The 18,310-nt window shown below is 58.9% G+C and carries 19 protein-coding genes; 6 read left to right on the top strand and 13 right to left on the bottom strand.

The window, feature by feature from the left end:
- Positions 1–2: 2 nt before the first annotated feature.
- From OGR47_RS01545 to OGR47_RS01530, 4 genes are read left to right on the top strand one after another with little or no spacing between them, the layout of a single operon-like run.
- The gene (locus OGR47_RS01545) at positions 3–314 is read left to right on the top strand and encodes a flagellar hook-basal body complex protein FliE (RefSeq protein WP_165052785.1); all 312 of its coding nucleotides are present in this window, start codon (positions 3–5) and stop codon (positions 312–314) included.
- A 12-nt stretch (positions 315–326) separates the two neighbouring features.
- Positions 327–1,115, top strand: a complete 789-nt coding sequence (gene flgG, locus OGR47_RS01540) for a flagellar basal-body rod protein FlgG (protein ID WP_165052788.1) — start codon at positions 327–329, stop codon at positions 1,113–1,115.
- On the top strand, positions 1,115–1,591 hold the full coding sequence (flgA, locus tag OGR47_RS01535) for a flagellar basal body P-ring formation chaperone FlgA (protein WP_165052792.1): 477 nt from the start codon (positions 1,115–1,117) through the stop codon (positions 1,589–1,591). Before flgG ends, flgA begins: the two co-directional genes overlap by 1 nt.
- Positions 1,588–2,721 carry a flagellar basal body P-ring protein FlgI gene (locus OGR47_RS01530; RefSeq protein ID WP_165052794.1) on the top strand — a complete coding sequence of 378 codons (1,134 nt, stop codon included), beginning with the start codon at positions 1,588–1,590 and terminating at the stop codon, positions 2,719–2,721. The genes flgA and OGR47_RS01530 overlap by 4 nt, the downstream gene beginning before the upstream one ends.
- Before the next feature lie 24 nt (positions 2,722–2,745).
- On the opposite strand, the gene OGR47_RS01525 is transcribed toward OGR47_RS01530, so the two are convergent.
- The 6 genes from OGR47_RS01525 to fliF all read right to left on the bottom strand — a co-directional run bounded on the left by OGR47_RS01525 (position 2,746) and on the right by fliF (position 9,502).
- Positions 2,746–3,366 (bottom strand): transglycosylase SLT domain-containing protein, encoded by a 621-nt coding sequence (locus OGR47_RS01525; protein ID WP_371824409.1) that lies wholly within the window; start codon positions 3,364–3,366, stop codon positions 2,746–2,748.
- The gene (locus OGR47_RS01520; RefSeq protein WP_165052797.1) at positions 3,299–5,020 is read right to left on the bottom strand and encodes a flagellar hook-length control protein FliK; all 1,722 of its coding nucleotides are present in this window, start codon (positions 5,018–5,020) and stop codon (positions 3,299–3,301) included. Before OGR47_RS01520 ends, OGR47_RS01525 begins: the two co-directional genes overlap by 68 nt.
- Positions 5,020–6,006 carry a hypothetical protein gene (locus OGR47_RS01515; protein WP_165052799.1) on the bottom strand — a complete coding sequence of 329 codons (987 nt, stop codon included), beginning with the start codon at positions 6,004–6,006 and terminating at the stop codon, positions 5,020–5,022. Before OGR47_RS01515 ends, OGR47_RS01520 begins: the two co-directional genes overlap by 1 nt.
- Before the next feature lie 152 nt (positions 6,007–6,158).
- Positions 6,159–7,202 carry a flagellar motor protein MotB gene (locus OGR47_RS01510; protein WP_165052802.1) on the bottom strand — a complete coding sequence of 348 codons (1,044 nt, stop codon included), beginning with the start codon at positions 7,200–7,202 and terminating at the stop codon, positions 6,159–6,161.
- Between the two features lie 6 nt (positions 7,203–7,208).
- Positions 7,209–7,760, bottom strand: a complete 552-nt coding sequence (locus OGR47_RS01505) for a hypothetical protein (RefSeq protein WP_165052805.1) — start codon at positions 7,758–7,760, stop codon at positions 7,209–7,211.
- Positions 7,761–7,852: 92 nt separating this feature from the next.
- On the bottom strand, positions 7,853–9,502 hold the full coding sequence (fliF, locus tag OGR47_RS01500) for a flagellar basal-body MS-ring/collar protein FliF (RefSeq protein ID WP_165052808.1): 1,650 nt from the start codon (positions 9,500–9,502) through the stop codon (positions 7,853–7,855).
- A gap of 707 nt (positions 9,503–10,209) precedes the next feature.
- Here fliF and OGR47_RS01495 point away from each other — a divergent pair.
- Positions 10,210–11,094 (top strand): flagellin, encoded by an 885-nt coding sequence (locus OGR47_RS01495; protein WP_253948081.1) that lies wholly within the window; start codon positions 10,210–10,212, stop codon positions 11,092–11,094.
- 282 nt (positions 11,095–11,376) lie between these two features.
- Here OGR47_RS01495 and OGR47_RS01490 read toward each other — a convergent pair whose 3' ends face one another.
- Positions 11,377–11,514: a hypothetical protein gene (locus OGR47_RS01490; protein ID WP_165052813.1), complete on the bottom strand. Its 138-nt coding sequence runs from the start codon at positions 11,512–11,514 to the stop codon at positions 11,377–11,379.
- Between OGR47_RS01490 and OGR47_RS01485 the strand changes: the two genes are divergently transcribed.
- Positions 11,504–12,454: a flagellin gene (locus OGR47_RS01485; protein ID WP_165052816.1), complete on the top strand. Its 951-nt coding sequence runs from the start codon at positions 11,504–11,506 to the stop codon at positions 12,452–12,454. The genes OGR47_RS01490 and OGR47_RS01485 overlap by 11 nt on opposite strands.
- 380 nt (positions 12,455–12,834) lie before the next feature.
- Here OGR47_RS01485 and tnpC read toward each other — a convergent pair whose 3' ends face one another.
- The 6 genes from tnpC to flgF all read right to left on the bottom strand — a co-directional run bounded on the left by tnpC (position 12,835) and on the right by flgF (position 18,096).
- Positions 12,835–14,370, bottom strand: coding sequence for an IS66 family transposase (gene tnpC / locus OGR47_RS01480; protein ID WP_216697874.1), 1,536 nt, complete (start codon positions 14,368–14,370; stop codon positions 12,835–12,837).
- A 69-nt stretch (positions 14,371–14,439) separates the two neighbouring features.
- A complete protein-coding gene (gene tnpB, locus OGR47_RS01475) occupies positions 14,440–14,796 on the bottom strand; it encodes an IS66 family insertion sequence element accessory protein TnpB (RefSeq protein ID WP_165056354.1) in 357 nt (118 codons plus the stop codon).
- Complete coding sequence (gene tnpA, locus OGR47_RS21840) at positions 14,793–15,218, bottom strand: IS66-like element accessory protein TnpA (protein ID WP_371824408.1); 426 nt, start codon at positions 15,216–15,218, stop codon at positions 14,793–14,795. Before tnpA ends, tnpB begins: the two co-directional genes overlap by 4 nt.
- 39 nt (positions 15,219–15,257) lie before the next feature.
- On the bottom strand, positions 15,258–15,866 hold the full coding sequence (locus OGR47_RS01465; RefSeq protein ID WP_165056062.1) for a hypothetical protein: 609 nt from the start codon (positions 15,864–15,866) through the stop codon (positions 15,258–15,260).
- A gap of 163 nt (positions 15,867–16,029) precedes the next feature.
- A complete protein-coding gene (locus OGR47_RS01460; RefSeq protein ID WP_165056064.1) occupies positions 16,030–17,364 on the bottom strand; it encodes a FliI/YscN family ATPase in 1,335 nt (444 codons plus the stop codon).
- A 9-nt stretch (positions 17,365–17,373) separates the two neighbouring features.
- Positions 17,374–18,096 carry a flagellar basal-body rod protein FlgF gene (flgF, locus tag OGR47_RS01455; RefSeq protein ID WP_165056081.1) on the bottom strand — a complete coding sequence of 241 codons (723 nt, stop codon included), beginning with the start codon at positions 18,094–18,096 and terminating at the stop codon, positions 17,374–17,376.
- Between the last annotated feature and the right edge of the window lie 214 nt (positions 18,097–18,310).

The following is an 18,310-nucleotide window of genomic DNA, read 5'->3' as shown; positions in this document are numbered from 1 at the left end:
TCGTGAGCGAGATTTCTGCCCTCAGCCTATCTTACGCAACAGCACCGATCGAACGTTCGGCGCCCTTCGCGCAATCGACGAAGATTGCATCATCAGAAGTGTCTTTCGGCGACGTTCTGAAACAATTGGCTAACGAAGGAGCTGATACTATCAAGAGTGGCGAATCAGCGGCGATCGCCGGTGTTCACGGTCAGGCTTCGATGCTGCAAGTAGTGGACGCGGTAATGGCTGCCGAGCGCTCGCTCCAGACAATGATCGCCGTTCGGGACAAGGTCGTGAACGCCTATCAAGAAATCAGCAAAATGGCGATCTGAGGAGTTTTCCAAATGCGGGCCCTTGCTATTGCGGCGACTGGAATGAGCGCGCAGCAACAAAACATCGAGGTCATCTCGAACAATATCGCTAACATCAATACGACCGCCTTCAAGCGGTCTCGCGCGGAATTCACCGATCTGCTTTATCAAACGGAAAGGTTGCAGGGCGTATCGAACCGGGGTCGTGATGCAATCGTGCCGCAAGGCTCGCAGACGGGCCTCGGCGTTCGACTTGCCGCGATTCGCAGCCTCGAGATCCAAGGCCCACTTTCGCAGACGGGCAACAGCTACGATCTCGCCATCAACGGCGCAGGCTGGTTTCAAATTACCGGCCCAAACAATGAAATTCTTTACTCTCGTTCTGGCTCGTTGAGCACGAACGCCAACAGCCAGCTTGTGACTGTCGACGGGTATTTACTCTCTCCGACGATCACTGTGCCGAATAACGCCGTAAGCGTCTCGGTGTCGCAATCCGGCCTTGTCACAGCGGTCATTGCCGGCCAAACCGCGCCTCAGCAATTGGGCCAGCTCACCACGGCAACCTTCCCAAATGACGCGGGGCTCGAGGCGCTCGGCGGCAATCTCTTTCGCGAAACGACTGCGTCGGGCACTCCGGTTGTGGGCGTGCCGGGCGATCCGGGCTATGGCTTGATCGCTCAGGGTTACCTCGAGAGCTCGAACGTCGATCCGGTAAAAGAGCTCGTCAGCATGATCTCCGCGCAGCGCGCTTTCGAGCTTAACTCCAAGGTCATCCAGACTGTCGATGACATGGCTGGCACGGTCACGAAAGGTATCCGCTGATGGCGCCGGGGCCTCGACAAATCGTGCTTGCAGCTGCCTTGGCTGCTTCATGCGCGCAGCTTTACGCGACGTCATCTTTGGCTTCGGAGACGAGCATCCCCACGCCCCGCGTAACGATCTATCCAGGCGACCGCCTCGACGACAGCGTTTTGGACGACATGGAGGCTGCCCCGGACGCGAGCGCTCGCCGCGGCATCGTCGTGTCGAGAAAGGATCTTGTCGGCAAAATTGCGCGCCGGACTTTATTGCCCGGTCAGCCGATTCTGGCGATCGCCGTGGATAACCCGCGCCTGATCACGATAGGGACGCAAGTCAAGATCGTATTTTCCGAGGACGGGTTGACGATCACTGCTTTGGGAATGGCGTTGCAAGCTGGTGCGGCGGGCGACCTCATTCGGGTCCGCAACCAGGATAGCAACTTGGTTGTCGTCGGCGTCATTCAGCCCGATGGAACTGTAAAGGTCAGTGAAGGATGAAGCGTCATTGGCTCGTGCTGGGCGTATTGCTGGTCACGTCGGAGACCTCGCTCGCCGGCGTGCGAATTAAGGACATCACCTCGACATACGGGCTGCGAGACTATCAGCTGGTTGGCTACGGCCTCGTCGTCGGCCTGCAGGGCACCGGCGATACGCTAAGAAATACGCCGTTCACCGAGCAATCCCTGTCGTCGATGCTCAGCCGCATGGGCGTCAATCTCAATGTCGGCCCAAATGCCGCCGGCGGTCCACCTCAAACAAATTTGATGCGCACCAGAAACCTTGCCTCGGTCATGGTGACAGCGTCAATGCCGCCCTTCGCTGCTTGGGGCACAACTCTGGACATTACAGTGTCATCGCTTGGCGATGCGACGTCCCTTATGGGCGGGACACTGATTCTTACGCCCTTGACCGGTGTCGATGGCGCCGTTTATGCGATCGCGCAGGGACCACTCGCCGTCTCTGGCTTCGCTGTTTCAGGTCAAAACGAAACGCTTACCCATGGCGTCGCCACGGTGGGGCGAATCGCGAATGGCGCGACTATCGAGAAGGAGCCGCCACGGCCTAGTTCGGGAGATGGCACACTTGCGCTCGAACTCCACAATCCCGACTTCGCCACCAGTGTCCAGATCACTGATGCGATCAACAAATTTACGCGTCGCCGCTATCATTCCGCTGCGGCCGTAGAACGCGACAATCGAACAGTCGCGCTTCACCTTCCGCCGGGTGTCCACGCAACGCGTTTCCTTGCAGAGATCGGTGATATTCACGTGTCTCCGAGCACGCCCGCCAAGGTCGTGATCAACGAACGCACCGGCACTGTCGTTATCGGCGCAGACGTTCAGATATCGCCTGTGGCTGTGACTCACGGCGGCCTCACGCTTCGCGTGACAGAGATGCCGCAAGTGTCCCAGCCCGCGCCATTCTCCAACGGTCAAACCGTCGTAACATCGCAGACCTCGGTTACCGCCTCCGAGCCAGCAGGTCAGGTCGCGACTCTCACCGGGCCAAATCTCAAGACGCTCGTGAAGGGGCTCAATCAGATCGGCCTCAAGCCGACAGACATTATTTCTATCCTCCAGGCGATCAAAAACGCTGGCGCCATGCAGGCTGAAATCGTGGTTCAATGATTTGAAAAGCGCTTCTTCACGGCGTCAAGGACGCCGTGACGCCATTTCGCTGCGCACCATCGCACAAAAGGCTTTCGATTGCTCGGTCCAAGAGCCGAAACCACTCGCAATCATGTTTCCAATAACCGCACACACATAGCTTTTCTGAGCTGGCGCATTGCCTGGCCCCGCGTGGTACCGCGCAACCGCGCTCGTCCAGGTCTTTTCACTTCGGTATAAATTACGAAGAAACGTCGCCGCATAATCGACATTCTGACGCGGATCGAACATCGCCTCGACAGACGGGAACATGCGGCCATGATAGTGATGATTGACCTGCATGCAGCCGATATCTATCAGTTTGACGCCACGAGCGCGGGCGCCTTCAAATATCGTGATCGCTTCGGGTAAAGACGGGCTAAAAACCGGTCGCCCCCCCACGTTCATCGCATATTCGTGCAGGTCGCCTCTTTGGCCGGTCTCCGTTAATGCGACAGCATAAAGCACTGCGACCGGTACGTTATGCTCTTGGGCGGCGCGCAGCATCTCGCGCTCACACACATTGCTGGGCGTCCCGGATCGAACGTCAGATCGCGCATCAGAGATAAACGCCAGAAGCGCCAGGATTGCCGCCGCTGCGCGTCCCGCCTTGCTCTTGGGAACCATCTTTTCTCGGCGAGCGGGAAAAGGTCTGGCCATCCCGATTGTTTCCTGTGCTATCGTTCCCGCCAAATGATCCCCCTTCCCCTCGTTGATCGAACGACGCCTGAGACTCATTCTGGGGCGCATCGTTAACGGTAGCCGATGGAACCGGAGCGGGGCTGACCCTGATCGCTATATCGTCGACCGAATGACCGGAAACGCTTAACGCCTGTGAAAGTTGGTCCCGGGACTGAGTCAGCGTTTTTTGCACAGCCGGCGAATTCACGTCGATCCTCAAGGAAACGCGCGTCTTCGTGAGCTGCATTCTGACCGTGACGGCGCCGAGGTCTTCCGGCTCGAGGTGAAACGTCAGAATCTTTGACGGACTGTCCTTCGCATTGTCACTTATCGCATTGCTCGGCGCAGGAGCGGTCGTTTGGGTGACACTCCCAGAGCTGCCTCCTGAGCTGGGCGAACTAATCGGCGCCGCCGCGGTGGCCCCGCCCTGCAATTCGAGTTGCTGAACGAAGGCGTCATTAGCTGCGGAGAGAGATTTCTCCTTGGGGTCCTGGATTTCTGCGTTCGTATGAGAGAAAGAAGGGGGCGCATTCATCGAACTTGCGTCTCCGGCGGCGGCACCCTCCATAGCTAGAGCAGGCAGTTGCGCAGCTGGGAGATGAGTGGCGAACGACATCAGCGTCAATTTTGTCGGCGCGGCGGAAACGTTCGTCTTCATAACGTCCGAACCTAGTGGAACCGGGCTCGAAGCAATGAGGAGAGAGCTGGTCGTCGAGACCAACGCCGAAGGTTTCGATCCATCGACAGTGTTCATTGCGGCTGGGTGGGCACCTTTCGAAAAGGCCGTTTTCTCAGAGATCGCTTGGGTCAGAGCCGCTGGTAACTGAGCGAGAAATGAGTCAAGCGTCATACGCTTAGGCGCAGTAGTGTCCAAAGTCGGTGAAACTTGGATTGAAGGCTCAAGAATAGAAATATTCGCCGGATCGGGCGCTATAAGCGTTGACGCTTCAGCAGCGTCCGACGCCGATTTGGCGGTGTCTTTTGTAGCAGCGCCTTCAGCTGGCGCCGCTGCATCTAGAAACGATGATTTGCCAGACAAAGCTTGAGTTGCCGCCTCTGGGAAAAGAGTTGCAAGCAGGCCCTGGGCCGTTGGATTTGCAGGTTCGATGCTCGGCGTCGTTGTATCGGAACCGCTTTGAGCGCCTGCGTCGCCAGAACTCATAATTGCGCTGGCCCCCGCTAATCCCTGGACTAGCAATGAGATTTGCTCGGGGCTTAGCGTGCTCATAGCCGAATTGGCGACGTCTCCCCCGGTGGTTCCAGAAGCGGCCGACTCATCCAATTTGTTCTTTTTTGCCGGTTGGTTGTTTTGAACCGCCTTTTGCATCCGGGACAGCCGCAGCACGGTCAGGCTTTCGACGATCGGGCGAGGAGCATTTTGGTTGTTCGACGCCTGGTTGTCGGTATCCTTGTCACCCCGCGCGCTATCATGTGAAGGCGCCTCCGCCTTTTGCGCACTTGCTTTGCTGTGGAGCGTGCTGAATTGCTCCGAAAAGGTCGAAGCCCGCGCTCCATTCGGGTCTGAAGACTCACGCCGGTTCATTGTCGAAACAACGCCGTTTTCCAAAAGGGTCGTCCCTTGCGTGCTCAACGAATTCATTAGCGACCCGCCCTTTCCAGGAGTTTTCCGGAATCATCGAGTGACCGCTCCAAGCTCTGGAAAAGCGGCATATCGGGATCTCGGTCCGGCGCCGATGTCGCCGCCTGGGCTGGCTGCGGCTCGTCCCCAACTTCAAGCCTCGCGCCAACACTCCGAAGCGTCTTCAAGATCATGACTTCTTCTTTGTTCAAGGCGGAGGCGTCGATATTTTTCAGATCTGAGTCACTTGCAACCAAATCGCCAACCATCACATGCAGCGCCGCCTGATAGAGCTTCACACGCTCTTTGGCCTGCGCGCTTTCCGCAAAGCCCTCGGCGGCCTGTGTTTGCGCCTTCAAGATTTCCGGACGAGACATCTGAATGCTCATACGCGCAAGCGTCGCATGAAACTCGAATCCGAAGCTTGCAGGCGCAGCTTTGAATAGTTCTTCGAACTCGGCCGCACGCCCGCCCTCCATAGCGAGGTCCATCTTGGAAAGAGTCGACGTAAGATTTTGCCAATATTTCGTCGCGAAAGGCGAACGAGGATAATTGAATTGGTAGCGCCTCGCGAGAAGGATGTAACGCTCCGTCTCGGTTCTCGGATCGGTAATCGCTATCTCACGGCGCAGCGCAGCTTCCTCTACTTGGGACCCCGGCATCATCAGCCGTGCGTACGCAAGCGATTTTGCCGCTTCTTTGTTGTCGACGCCGATCAGCAAGCCTCCCCGGACAAGCGCTAAATGTCCGGCTAGGATCGAAGTATAGATTCGTACGTCGATCGGAGACATCAGTTTAATGGCATTTTCCCGATCGCGATCTGCAAAGGCCAGACTTGCCGTGAGAAGCGGGGGATCTTTTTCCTCGATGATGTGGTCCTGCAAGAGCCGCCTAAACCGGGTCGATCCTCCCCCAGCCAAAACATAAATGACCGCAGCGCGGTAATTTCTTTGTTGTTTCCAGTCCTCTGTCGAAAGGGATGATACGCAGCCGTCGATTCGCGGCATTATCTTCGCTTGACGAGGGGCATCGCCGGCGACGGCGCGATCCTGCGACTCTATCAACTCCCATACGCTACCGACGAGGTCGCAGGCGTGCGCCTGGATTGTCGAGCAACCAAGCGCAACCATCGACAGCGATGCGAGGAGCCGGCTAAGCCTCAACTGCGATCCCCACGAACAAGAATCTCGATACGGCGGTTGTTCGGAGCGAGGGGTGCTTCGGGCGTCTTCAAGCGTCGATCGGCAAATCCGGAAATCCTTGTCACGCGCGACGCGGGCAGCCCCCCACGCACGAGCATGTAGAGAACCATATTGGCGCGATCGGAAGAAAGCCGCCAGTTATCGTAGGCTCCCGCCTTATAGGTTCGTCCATCTGTATGGCCGGCGATTTCGACATTGCCAGGTTGCTTCGTCAGAAGCCCGCCGATTTTCTGCAAAATGCGCACGAGCTGCGGTTTCGGTCGGATCGAACCAACATCGAACATCGAGAAATTGGCGTCGTCTGTCAGGCTGATCAGCACGCCATCTTCGACGCCTTTCACCTCCAATTTCGGGACGCTGCGCGATCCCTGAGCCTCAGCCTTGATTGCAGTTTCAACAGCGCTCCCAATTGCGGTGCTAGCGTCAGCCTTTGTTGGGTTAGCGGCCGAGGATTGAATGGAGCGTTCCTGCGCGTCGCTCTTTTTTTGCGAACTCGATTTAGGCGCGCTCGCGGCGGCCTCATCTGGCATGGCGCGTTGATCCATGCGATCGAAAGGGTCCGGCATCGTATTGCCGGGAGACCCGGCCGCCGCTACGCGAGGAGGATCCAACTTGGCAATCGCATCGAGCGCCTTTATCGGATCTTTATGCAAAGAAGCGGCGTCCGCCTCGACTGCATCCTGGCTCGGCGTGCCCTGATGCGCCGCTTTATCGGTGGCAGTACGCTGCATGGTCGCGCCCTGGCCGCCTTCCTTGGGATCCTGAAGGCCTTTTCTGGCTGGTTTCGAGTCAACGAGCTGCACTGGGTTAAAATATTGCACAATCGCCGCTTTCGTCTCCTTCGTGGTCGAGTTGATCAGCCACATCACGAGAAAAAACGCCATCATGGCGGTCATGAAATCGGCGAAGGCAAGCTTCCAAACGCCGCCGTGATGGTCTTCGTCCCCATCGTCATGTCGCCTGCGGACAATAATCACTTCATTCGAGTCGTCGTGGCTCATTGTCCATTATTCTCCATTGCGCAGACGCCGGACCCATTCTTCCATACGCGTCTCAATGAGCGTGCTGTTTATTCTTGCCGCGATGTCGAGGCTATTCGTCTCGATCGTGCGCAATGATATCTGTTCCTGGGACAGACGTTCTCTCGCCACCTCGAGCAGATCGGGAGGGCCTTGCAGTTCGACCAGTGGATTTGTTTGATCGAGAGCGGCTGAACGCACGGCCTCGATAAAATCGTCCAAAGAGCGCGTAAGTGCGTTTTGCGTCAGGAATGGCGTCAATATGTGTGCAAGGGCGCCACGAATGTTCTCGAAGCAGGACTCGATATCCTGGTGGATGACCTGAGCGATTCGCGCTCCTTCTTCCTCCATCCATGTGGCTCGGAGAGCTTCCAACCTTTGGTCAAAAGCTTCACGCTCTTTCTCGAACGCCTGCCGTTCATCTTCGAGCTTCACTTCGTAATCGCGTTCTAGTTCAGCCCTCACCTCCTCCCTCGCCTTTTCCCTCTCTTCGGCAAGGAGGTCTTCGCTGGACGGCATGTGTGCGTCCAGGTCGAACATGGGCGCAGTTTCTGCTATCGCGGGAATCGAATCGATTTCCGCTTTCCCACTGTCGAACTTTGTAAGATAAGACCCGATTGGGCGGAGCTGTATCATGCCGCTTCGTCCGATCGCATCCACCGTTTCAGGACCGAGGCAGCCTGCATTTCATCTATTTCGATCAGCTGCTCCAGCTTTTGACGAGACGAAACGCGCCCCAGACCCGCAATTGCAGCGAATGAGTCCAGATCAGAGTCCAGCGCCAGAGTGGGCGCGCTCATCTGTGGAAGCAAACCATCATCGTCGGCTCCAACCTCGGTTTCAATTCCCAATAATGGAGGAGCCTGAGCACGATCGACTTGCGGTGCATCGGCGAGCAATGCGCGCGTCGCCGGCATAAGACCAAAGATCACGAGGGCGGCTGTGATTGCCAGCATTGTCGCCGCGTTGATCATCGTGCCGAAATAATGGCTCAGGCTATCGAGCACTCCAGGCGACTCAACCGGGGTCATTTCGTGTTCGTTGAAGGTAAATTCGACGGCGGAAACCTTCAGGACGTCTCCCCGATCTCTCTTGATTCCAGCCGCAGAAGCAACAATCTGTTCGATTTCTTTGACCTGACGCTCGATCAAATCCTTGCTTGGCGCCGGCTTGCCTGCCTCCGCAAGGGCTGCGCGGTTGATCAAAACCGCTATCGCTAGATTTTCGATCGTGTAACCGCCGCTGACCGTCGTAACGGTCTTGGTTGAAACCTCAAAATTGGTAAGCTCCTCGCTCTTTCTATTTTCGTCGTTGGATTGCTTCCCGTCCCCGCTTTGTGTCCGTTCCTGCGGCACATTTCGCTCTACGGTCGTGGGCGACGAATTGCTGGCGTTCTGTGAAAGCGCCGACTCCTTCACCGTGCGCGTTGAACGTTCGACTTTCGACTCCGGGTCGTAGATCGTCTCGTTAGTCTGACGCCGATCGGTATTCACCCGCGCACGCACGCTCACTTGAAAGTTCGGCAGGCGCAGATAGGGAGTCAATGTGCGTCGCACATTGTCCTGTATGTCTTTTGCGACGCTCTTTTCGAGCGCCAATGTCTTGGTCGGAACGGCTTCTGACGGATCGCCGTCTGTCGCGGAGAGGATCATTCCGTCGGTGTTGAGCACAGTCACCTGATCAATCGTCATGCCCGGCATCGCAGACGCCACCAGATGACGAATCGCTTGCGCCGCGCCAGAATCGTCGGGACCTTCCGTTCGAATTACCACCGATGCAGAAGGGGGTTGTTTCGCTCGGCGAAACGAGCCTTCGTCAGGCATGACGATGTGGACTCGCGCCGCTTTAATCCCCCGCATCAATTGGATGGTTCGGGCGAGCTCGCCCTCGATCGCTCGCACGCGAGTGACTTCCTGCATGAATGAGGTCAGGCCGAGCGCGCCAACCTTGTCGAACAGTTCATAACCGGCGTTGGCGCTCTGCGGCAGGCCACGCTCGGCCAACAGCATGCGCGCACGGGCCGTCTGTCCATAAGGGACCAGAATGGCGGTACCCTCAGGATTGACGTCAAATGTGACGCCCATTTCCTTCAAAGCCGCGCCAATTCTGCTCACGTCGTCGCGATCGAGGCCGGCGTAAAGGGTCTCTTCGCTCGGCCGCGAGAGATAATAGGTCCCGGCCAACACGACGCTGACGATCAAGCCGAACACCAACGCGAGAGCCGCCAGCTTCTTGCTTCCGAGGCTCTTTAGATTATCCAAGACGAGCGAAACTTGATCCATCGAGGCAAACTTCTGCTTCCGGGGCGGGATGAACGATCAGATTGCGTTACAGGAACAGCTTCATGATCAGCTGAGCGTTTTGATTGGCGATCTCCCCTTGGGCCTCGCCAAGGGATGTATTTGAAGCGCTAAGAAGGACGAAGAATTAGTCAAAGTGCTGGACATGCCGGCCTTTCCGAGGGCGCGAGGGTTGCAGATGCGCGGCCCGGCCCGTTGTGAAGATATTTCTAATCAAGCCTTGTGCGAGGCTGCCCGCTTTAAGGTAGAGATTAACAGACCGTTAAGCAGGGCTTAACAAAGTATAAACAAAAGGCCGGCCGAGCCTCTCCGGCAACCATGTATTTCATTGTTCGCTGAAGCGATTACTGGAATAGCTTGAGGATCAGCTGCAAGTTCGGGTTGGCGATCGACAAAGAGACGAACCCGTAAACGGGCCGTTATCCAAAAGAAAAGCCAATGATTGCGAAGCTGGGCTGGCGCGCATACAACCTGATCATCCGCTGCGGACGGGGAAGTTGGTCCCGCGGCATGAAGCCGTTTCCGTTGGCCCGGTGGAACGCCGGGATGTCTCTAATGCCGCCGGTTCCGCCATAATGGCGAGGCCGCGCGTCACAGACGACAACAGTGAAAGGCGTAAAATCATGTCGAGTATCAATACCAACCTAGCGTCCCTGTCTGCTCTCCAATCACTGCGCATGACGCAGCAAATGCTGTCGAAGGCGCAGAATGAAGTCGCCACGGGCCTGAAGGTCCAGTCGGCCGCGGACAATGCGTCGACCTGGTCGATCGCGACGACCATGAAGTCCGACAACTCGGTGCTGTCGACGATCAGCGACGCGCTCGGCGTCGGCACCCAGTCGCTTTCAGTCGCCTCGTCCGCCGTCAATCAGGCGATCACGGTGATGAACTCCATCAAGCAGGCTGTCGCTCAGGCGACCGACCCGAACGCCGACCAGAGCAAGATCCTGACGAGCTTGCAAGCCTTCGGCCAGCAGCTGAAGAATATCGTCAGCTCGGCGAACATGAATGGCGTTAACCTGCTGAATGGCTCGCAGTCGAGCTTCAACCTGATCGCGTCTTACTCGGATGGCAAAGGCGCAGCCTTTTCGTCTATCGGGACGATCAATCTTACCCTGACGGCTCTTATCACGCCTTTCACCGCGCCTGCTACGACCGGCACCGGCGTGTTGCAGACGGCTCAGGCGACCGGTGTCACCGCGCCGACCGACTTTACCGCCCTGACGTTGGCCGATCTCAACACGGCTGCTGGCTCCGGCACCGTCGCCGCTGGTCCGCCTCCGGTCAATACCTCGAAAATTCAGGATACGCTTTCCAACGCTGACCAAGCGATTAAAGCTCTGACGACTTACGCCACGAACATTGGCGCAACGGAGTCGAGCGTGACGGCTCAGAGCGACTTCTTGAAATCCCTCCAGTCCTCACTCACCGCCGGCGTCAGCTCGCTCGTCGATGCGGACATGAACGAGGTGTCGACCCGCCTGCAGGCGCTCCAGACGCAGCAGCAGCTCGGCGTTCAGGCGCTCTCGATCGCGAATCAGAATACCCAGATGATCCTCAAGCTGTTCCAGTAAGACGGATAAAGGCGGCGCCCGGTGGCGCGCCGCTGTCACTTTCAAAGGGTCACGCCCTGGCGGGCGTGGCCTTTTTTATTTCCAGTGGGACCGTCGCCAATAATGGCGCTCCCGCACGAAAGGAAAGCGAGGGCGCGCCTGCGCCGATTTGCCCTTCTCCGAACCCCTGCGTTAGCGTCGGGCGCCCATTTTAAGATCTGTTTTCCGTTTCTTTACCAAGACCTGCTTTTAATGCGCCGAGGCGGGGCGATTAGAGCCCTCCTCTTCCGCTTCGGACGGGGTTCAACCCTGCGGCATGAAGCCGTTTCCGTTGGCCCGGTGGAACGCCGGGATGTCTCGAATGCCGCCGGTTCCGCCATAGTGGCGCGGCCCGCGCGTTACAGACAACAACAGTGATAGGCGTAAAATCATGTCGAGCATCAACACCAATCTTTCCTCGCTGACAGCGCTCCAATCGCTGCGCTCGACGCAGCAAATGCTGTCGAAGGCGCAGAATGAGGTCGCCACGGGCCTGAAAGTCCAGTCGGCCGCAGACAATGCGTCGACCTGGTCGATCGCGACGACCATGAAGTCCGACAACTCGGTGCTGTCGACGATCAGCGACGCGCTCGGCGTCGGCAACCAGGCGCTCACAGTCGCCTCGTCCGCCGTCAACCAAGCGATCACGGTGGTGAACGCCATCAAGCAGGCTGTCGCTCAGGCGACGGACCCGAACGCCGACCAGAGCAAGATCCTGACGAGCTTGCAGGCATTCGGCCAGCAGCTGAAGAATATCGTCAGCTCGGCGAACATGAACGGTGTTAACCTGCTGAATGGTTCGCAGACGAGCTTCGACCTGATCGCGTCCTACACGGATGGCAAGGGCGCAGCCTTTTCGACGATCGGAACGATCAATCTTACCCTGACGGCTCTTATCACGCCTTTCACCGCGCCTGCTACGACCGGCACCGGCGTGTTGCAGACGGCTCAGGCGACCGGCGTCGGCGCGCCGACCGACTTTACCGCCCTGACGTTGGCCGATCTCAACACGGCTGCTGGCTCCGGCACCGTCGCCGCTGGTCCGCCTCCGGTCAATACCTCCAAAATTCAGGACACGCTTTCCAACGCGGACCAGGCGATTAAAGCTCTGACGACTTACGCCACGAATATTGGCGCGACGCAGTCGAGTGTGACGGCTCAGAGCGACTTTTTGAAATCGCTTCAGTCTTCGCTCACCGCCGGCGTCAGCTCGCTCGTCGATGCGGACATGAACGAGGTGTCGACCCGCCTGCAGGCGCTCCAGACGCAGCAGCAGCTCGGCGTTCAGGCGCTCTCGATCGCCAACCAGAACAGCCAGATGATCCTCAAGCTGTTCCAGTAAGACGGATAAAGGCGGCGCCTTAGCGAACTGCCTCCTCGTCAGAAGGGGTCGCGTCCTCGCGGACACGACCCTTTTTTTTGCATAATGTCCACACGCCTTTGCCGCCAGCTCGGTAGAAGAACCACCGAGGAGATTTAATAGCGTCTCGTAGCGGCCGCGATCGGCCAGCACGGCTTGCGCGCTTACCTTGATGACGCGAGCGGCGTGCGACAGCGGCGACTCACCGAGGAAACGCTCCGAGGACTTCAGCCCGATCGAGAAGACCTTCTCAAAGCTCAAGGCGCTACTGCGCAAGGGCCCCGCGCGGTGGCCGCAAGGCTATGCAGCCCCGGCGATGCAAAGAAACATCAAGCTGATTTCTTATAGAGTAACCGCTGTTTTCAGGCCACCTCTTTGAAGGCCGCGGCGGATTGTGCATAGGCCCAAGGCATCAGTTCGTCGAGCTTACTGGCGAGATGGCCGTTGACGATCTTAGAAAGAGCGTCAGCGATGTAGGCCAGCGGATCGACGCCATTGAGCTTGCAGGTCTCGATGAGCGAGGCGACGATCGCCCAGTTTTCGCCGCCTCCGTCCGAACCCGCGAAGAGAGCGTTTTTCCGATTGAGGGCGATGGGACGGATTGCACGTTCGACGACATTGGAGTCGATCTCGATGCGCCCGTCGTCGATGAAGCGTGTCAGGCCGTCCCAGCGCGAGAGCGCGTAGCGGATCGCCTCGGCGAGCTTGGTCTTCTGGCTGATCAGCGCGAGTTTTTCACGCAGCCATGGCTCGAGCGCGTCGAGGATGGGGCGGGATTTCTCCTGCCGCGCGTCCCGACGTTTGCCGGCGCTTTGGCCGCGGATGTCGCTCTCGATGGCGTAGAGTTCGCCGATGCGCGCCAGAGCCTCGCTGGCGATCGGCGCGGGACCTGCTGCGGCGAGTTCGTAGAAGCGCCGGCGGACGTGAGACCAGCAGAAGGCGAGCGACACGCTGTTCTTCTGCGTCAGCGCGCGATAGCCGGCGTAACCGTCGACCTGCACGACGCCCGTGAAGCCAGCAAGATGCGTGAGCGGCTGCTCGGACTTTCGGTTTTGCGCATAGACATAGACTGCGATTGGCGGATCGGCGCCGCCCCATGGCCGGTCGTCACGCGCATAAGCCCAAAGTTGGCCAGTCTTGGTACGCCCGCGCCCGGGGTCGAGCACCGGCGCCCTTGTCTCGTCAGCGAAGATTTTCGTCGACGATCTGATGTGTTCCAGAAGCCGCTCGTGCACGGGCCGCAAATGCCAGGCGGCGCGACCAACCCAGTCGGCGAGCGTCGAACGGTCGAGGGCGATCCCCTGCCGGGCGTAGATCTGTGCTTGGCGATAAAGCGGAAGATGATCGGCGTATTTGGAAACGAGCACATGTGCGACTGTCACCTCCGTCGGCAAGCCGCCTTCGATCAGCCGCGCCGGGGCCGGCGCCTGCACGACCGCGCCCTCGCAGGCGCGACAAGCGTATTTGGGTCGACGCGTCACCAGCACGCGGAACTGCGCTGGCACGACGTCGAGCCGCTCAGAGACATCTTCGCCGATCTGGTGGAGCGCGCCCTTGCAGCAAGGACAGGCTTTATCCTCGATGTCGATGATGGTTTCGATGCGCGGGAGATGGGCAGGTAGCGCGCCACGGTTCGTGCGGCGCTTTCTGGCCGCCTTTTCACGTTCGGCGGCGGACTTGGCTTCCCCCTCCGCCGCGGCGCCCGCTTCCGTCTGCTCGACCTCTTCGAGCGCGAGCAGCATCTGGTCTTCGGGAAGGGTCTCGGCGCGCCGTCCAAAGCGATGGCGCTGCATCTCCTTGATGATCTGAACGAGACGCTCGTTGCGCGCCCGCTCGGCAAGCAGCATCGCCTTCAGTTCGTTTGGATCGTCGGGAAGCGTCTCGATCGCCTGCGCCATAGTCGCAGAAGACCATATTTTCCGCCGCCTTTCGACGTTCTTCGATGCCCTGATTCACTGTGTCGCGGCTTATCCCGGCAAGGTCGGCGCCGCCGTCTCTTTCGCCGCGCGCACGCGGCGAAAGTCGAGCCCCTCCAGCAGCGCCGAAAACTGCGCCGCGGACAACCGCATCACCCCGTCTTCGATCTTCGGCCAGCGGAACTCGCCATCTTCCAGCCGCTTGGCAAAGAGACAGACGCCCGTGCCGTCCCAGAACACCAGTTTGATGCGATCAGCCCTTTTCGCGCGGAACACATAAACAGCGCCGTCAAAAGGATCTGCCTGCATCGTCTCTCGGACCAGCGCAGCCAAGCCCTCGGCGCCCTTTCGGAAGTCGACGGGCTTCGTCGCCACCATGACGCGGATCGCGCCTGTCGGCCCGATCATGAACTCGCCTTCAAGGCGTCGATAATCGCCGTGACCATGCCCATGGGCGCGTCACGCCAGATCCAGACGCTTGCACCGTCAATTGCGAGCTCAATCACGTGCGGGCGAGCAACCGGTCTGCTCTCCGACCCCAGAGCGACGGGCGCTTCCTCTCGTCGCTCGACAACAACCGGCGCAAATGAAACAGCATCGAGTTCCGCTTGCCGTCGCGCCTTTCGTCGCCACGAAAACAATTGCTGCGGCGCCAGCCCATGCCGTCGCGCGACAACTGAAACTACCGCGCCAGGCGCAAGCGACTCTTCGACGGCTTGCGCCTTCTCCGCAACCGACCATCGTCGACGACGTTCGCCGCCGCCCGTGATCACTTCGATCCGGCGCACCGCTCCGCCATTAGGCTCAAGCGTAGGGTCAAGTCTGGACACAAGCCTTATCTCCAAATCAGGAGATCAGACTCGCTGCTTTCAGCATCGGTTGGAAGGTGGGACCGCAACAGCGCTTACCTTATAGACCGAGTTTAATGCAATTTCGCTTTGGCCATTCTTCAACTCGGCGCCGAGCAAAGCTGTGCGGCCAGCGAGTTGGTTTGCGCGCTTGACGAATCTTGCGGGCTCGCTCGGCGAGTCGAATATGCCGCTCATCAGAAAGCCGAACTCGCGCAAGTCACCCTGGCTATAGCCCTTGTTCAGGGCGCAATCGAGTGCGATGGCGTCCCTTTGGTCGAGTTCGATCTCGGCCGCGTATTGCCGGGTTTCAATCGGGCCGCAGTCGAGAGGTTGCTGTGCGCTCTTTTGGGCGTCCGGCGCCTTTATCGAAGATTCGACTCCAAAACTCGCAACAAGAACCTTATCGCGCGCCTTGAAATCGATGAGGGAAACACAGGGACGTTCGGCGATAAGCTTGCGCAGCTCCTCCGACGCGGTCCGTGCTGCCTCAAGAACATCGTCTCCCGCAAGACGACGCAGAAAAAGGCTCCCGATTTCTATCAGCTTCAGCCGCAGCACCGCCGGGCCGGCGTTTTCGATGAGCTCCTTCTCGAACTGCAGGATTTCGAACGCTTCATCGGCGGTCATGGACATCCTCGATCGCGCCGCTCCCAAGGGGAGACATCCCGAAACATCCCGGTTATTGCGCAGGGAAAATGTAAACGACCCGGCTTTCGCGAAGCTGAACCTTACGGGCAGCGGCCCATGCCGCTCTGGTTAGGCCCGAACATGGGCTAGCGGGATAGGTCGCTCACCCTTGGCGCCCCCCATTGATCCGCTCCGCCAATTCTTCGAGCGCGGCGACGCTTGGCGGATCCTTAGGGGATTGTCGCAGGCCCTCATATACTGCCGGCGAGACGGCGACGGCGCGATCGAGCTCGGCGTCCGCGCCGGCGTGATACCCGCCGAGCATGCGCAGATCGCGCGTCTCTTCAAATTTCGCAAGCATGGATTTCAGCCTCATCACCATCTCGCGCTCGTCCTGCGTCCAGACGCGATCGGCAAGGCGTGAGATCGACTTGAGCAGGTTTATCGCCGGGTAGCGACCCTGTTCCGCAATCTCTCGGTCGAGCACAATATGGCCGTCAAGCGTGCCTCGGATACAATCGGCGATGGGATCATTATGATTGTCGCCGTCTACGAGGACGGAATAGATCCCCGTCACCGCGCCCGCGCCATCCTCGCCGGGCCCCGCGCGCTCGAGGAGGCGCGGCAGGTCGGCAAAAACGCTCGGCGTATAGCCATTGGCTACAGGCGGCTCGCCGGACGCCAATGCAACCTCGCGCGCGGCGTGGGCATAGCGTGTCACCGAGTCGACGATCAAAACGACGGAGGCACCTGCGTCTCGGAAATGCTCTGCAACCGTTGTGGCGGTCAGCGGCGCCATCCGCCGCATCATCGGACTTTCGTCCGCTGTCGCAACGATCGTGACGACGCCGCCCGGATTAGCCGAGATCACCGTATCGACGAAATCGCGCACTTCGCGTCCGCGTTCGCCAACAAGACAAATCACCGCGACGGAAAATCCGCCTGACCGGGACAGCATCTCCAGCAACGTGGATTTGCCGACGCCCGAACCCGCGAAAATGCCGATCCTCTGTCCCTCGCAAATTGGCGTGAATGCGTCGATCGCCCGGACGCCTGTGCGCAATGGCTTCGTGATCCGGGTTCGGCGCATTGCCGACGGCGGCGGCGCGTCCAAGTAATAGGGCTTAAGACCAACTGAGACGGGCCCCTGCCCATCGACGGGCCGCCCGAATGCGTCGAGAACCCTGCCCCGCCATGAGTCATGGGGGAAAAGTTCAATCGGACCGACAAAGCAAACCTTTGACCCCAGGCCGACAGGCGAATTATTTTCAAAGGCCTTTACGATGACGCCATTCTGCTCGATTCGCACCACCTGAGCGAGCGTCTCCCCGCGACCGGTTTCTACTGCGACACAATCTCCAAGCCTGACGAATTTCGAGAGTCCCGCAGTTCTGAAGTATGTGGGCGTCACCTCCACGACCACGCCGGAGATGGCGACCTGACGCTTGCTGCGGGCGAAAAGCTCGGCCGAGCGTTGCAAGTGCTCGAGTTTGGGCATGCCGGCGCCTTAGGCGCCGCCGAGGGTACGGATGGCGTTTTGCTGCGCGGAATCCAACGTATCGGTCATGGAGCTCACATTATCGAACGACCGGGAAGTGGAAATCAGTTTTGTCAGTTCCGTTATCGGATTGACATTGGCCCCCTCGATAAAGCCTTGCGCCACGCCATTGAGGGAAAACTCGAGAATTGGCGTCGCTGGCGTCGACGGGATCACGCTGGAATTCGGCCCTCTTGTCAGAGAGGCGTTGGGATCTATGGAAAACAGGCCCAAGGCACCAACCTGATTGGCTCCCTGATTGATCATGCCGTCGCGGGAGATCGTCGGCGGGCCCTGCGTCGGATCCAGGACGATCGGCGAGTTGCCGGCGTCCAGGACAGGAAACCCCTCGATCGTCTGGACGTCGCCCGTTTGCAGCATCTTCAGACGGCCGTCCCGAGTATAGGCGACACCGTTAGGGGTTCGAATCGCCAGCCACCCCGAACCCTGCACCGCAACATCGAGCGGATTGTCGGTCTTCGACACCGGCCCCTGCACCGTCGAGATAAAATCCTTCCCGCTGGAAGCATAAGCGGTTTGCGTCGGGCCCGCTTTGGATAAGGTAGTCTCAAACGAGACGCCGCCTGCACGAAATCCGACAGTATTCGCATTGGCGACATTCATCGCAATCGTCGACATGCGCTTGTCGAGAGCGAGCTGTGACGACAAAGACACATAATAAGACGAAAGCATTCTTGATTCTCTTCTCGAGTAATCACAAGGCGATTCGCACGGAAGATAATCAGCCCGGCTTGCGCGAAGCTGCATTTTTGGAGAGGGGCCCGACGCCAGTAACTGCCAGCGTTGACTTAAGTCTTAGCCGTTGACGACCCTCCAGCGGTACGACTACATCGAGTAGAGGGGTCGATTCGCATGAACTGCCCGACATGCTGGCCCATCCGCCGGG

The organism is Methylocystis sp. MJC1 (assembly GCF_026427715.1).
GTDB lineage: Bacteria > Pseudomonadota > Alphaproteobacteria > Rhizobiales > Beijerinckiaceae > Methylocystis.
The sequence above is the reverse complement of the archived record's forward strand: the minus strand, read 5'-3'. Positions and strand labels throughout refer to the sequence as shown.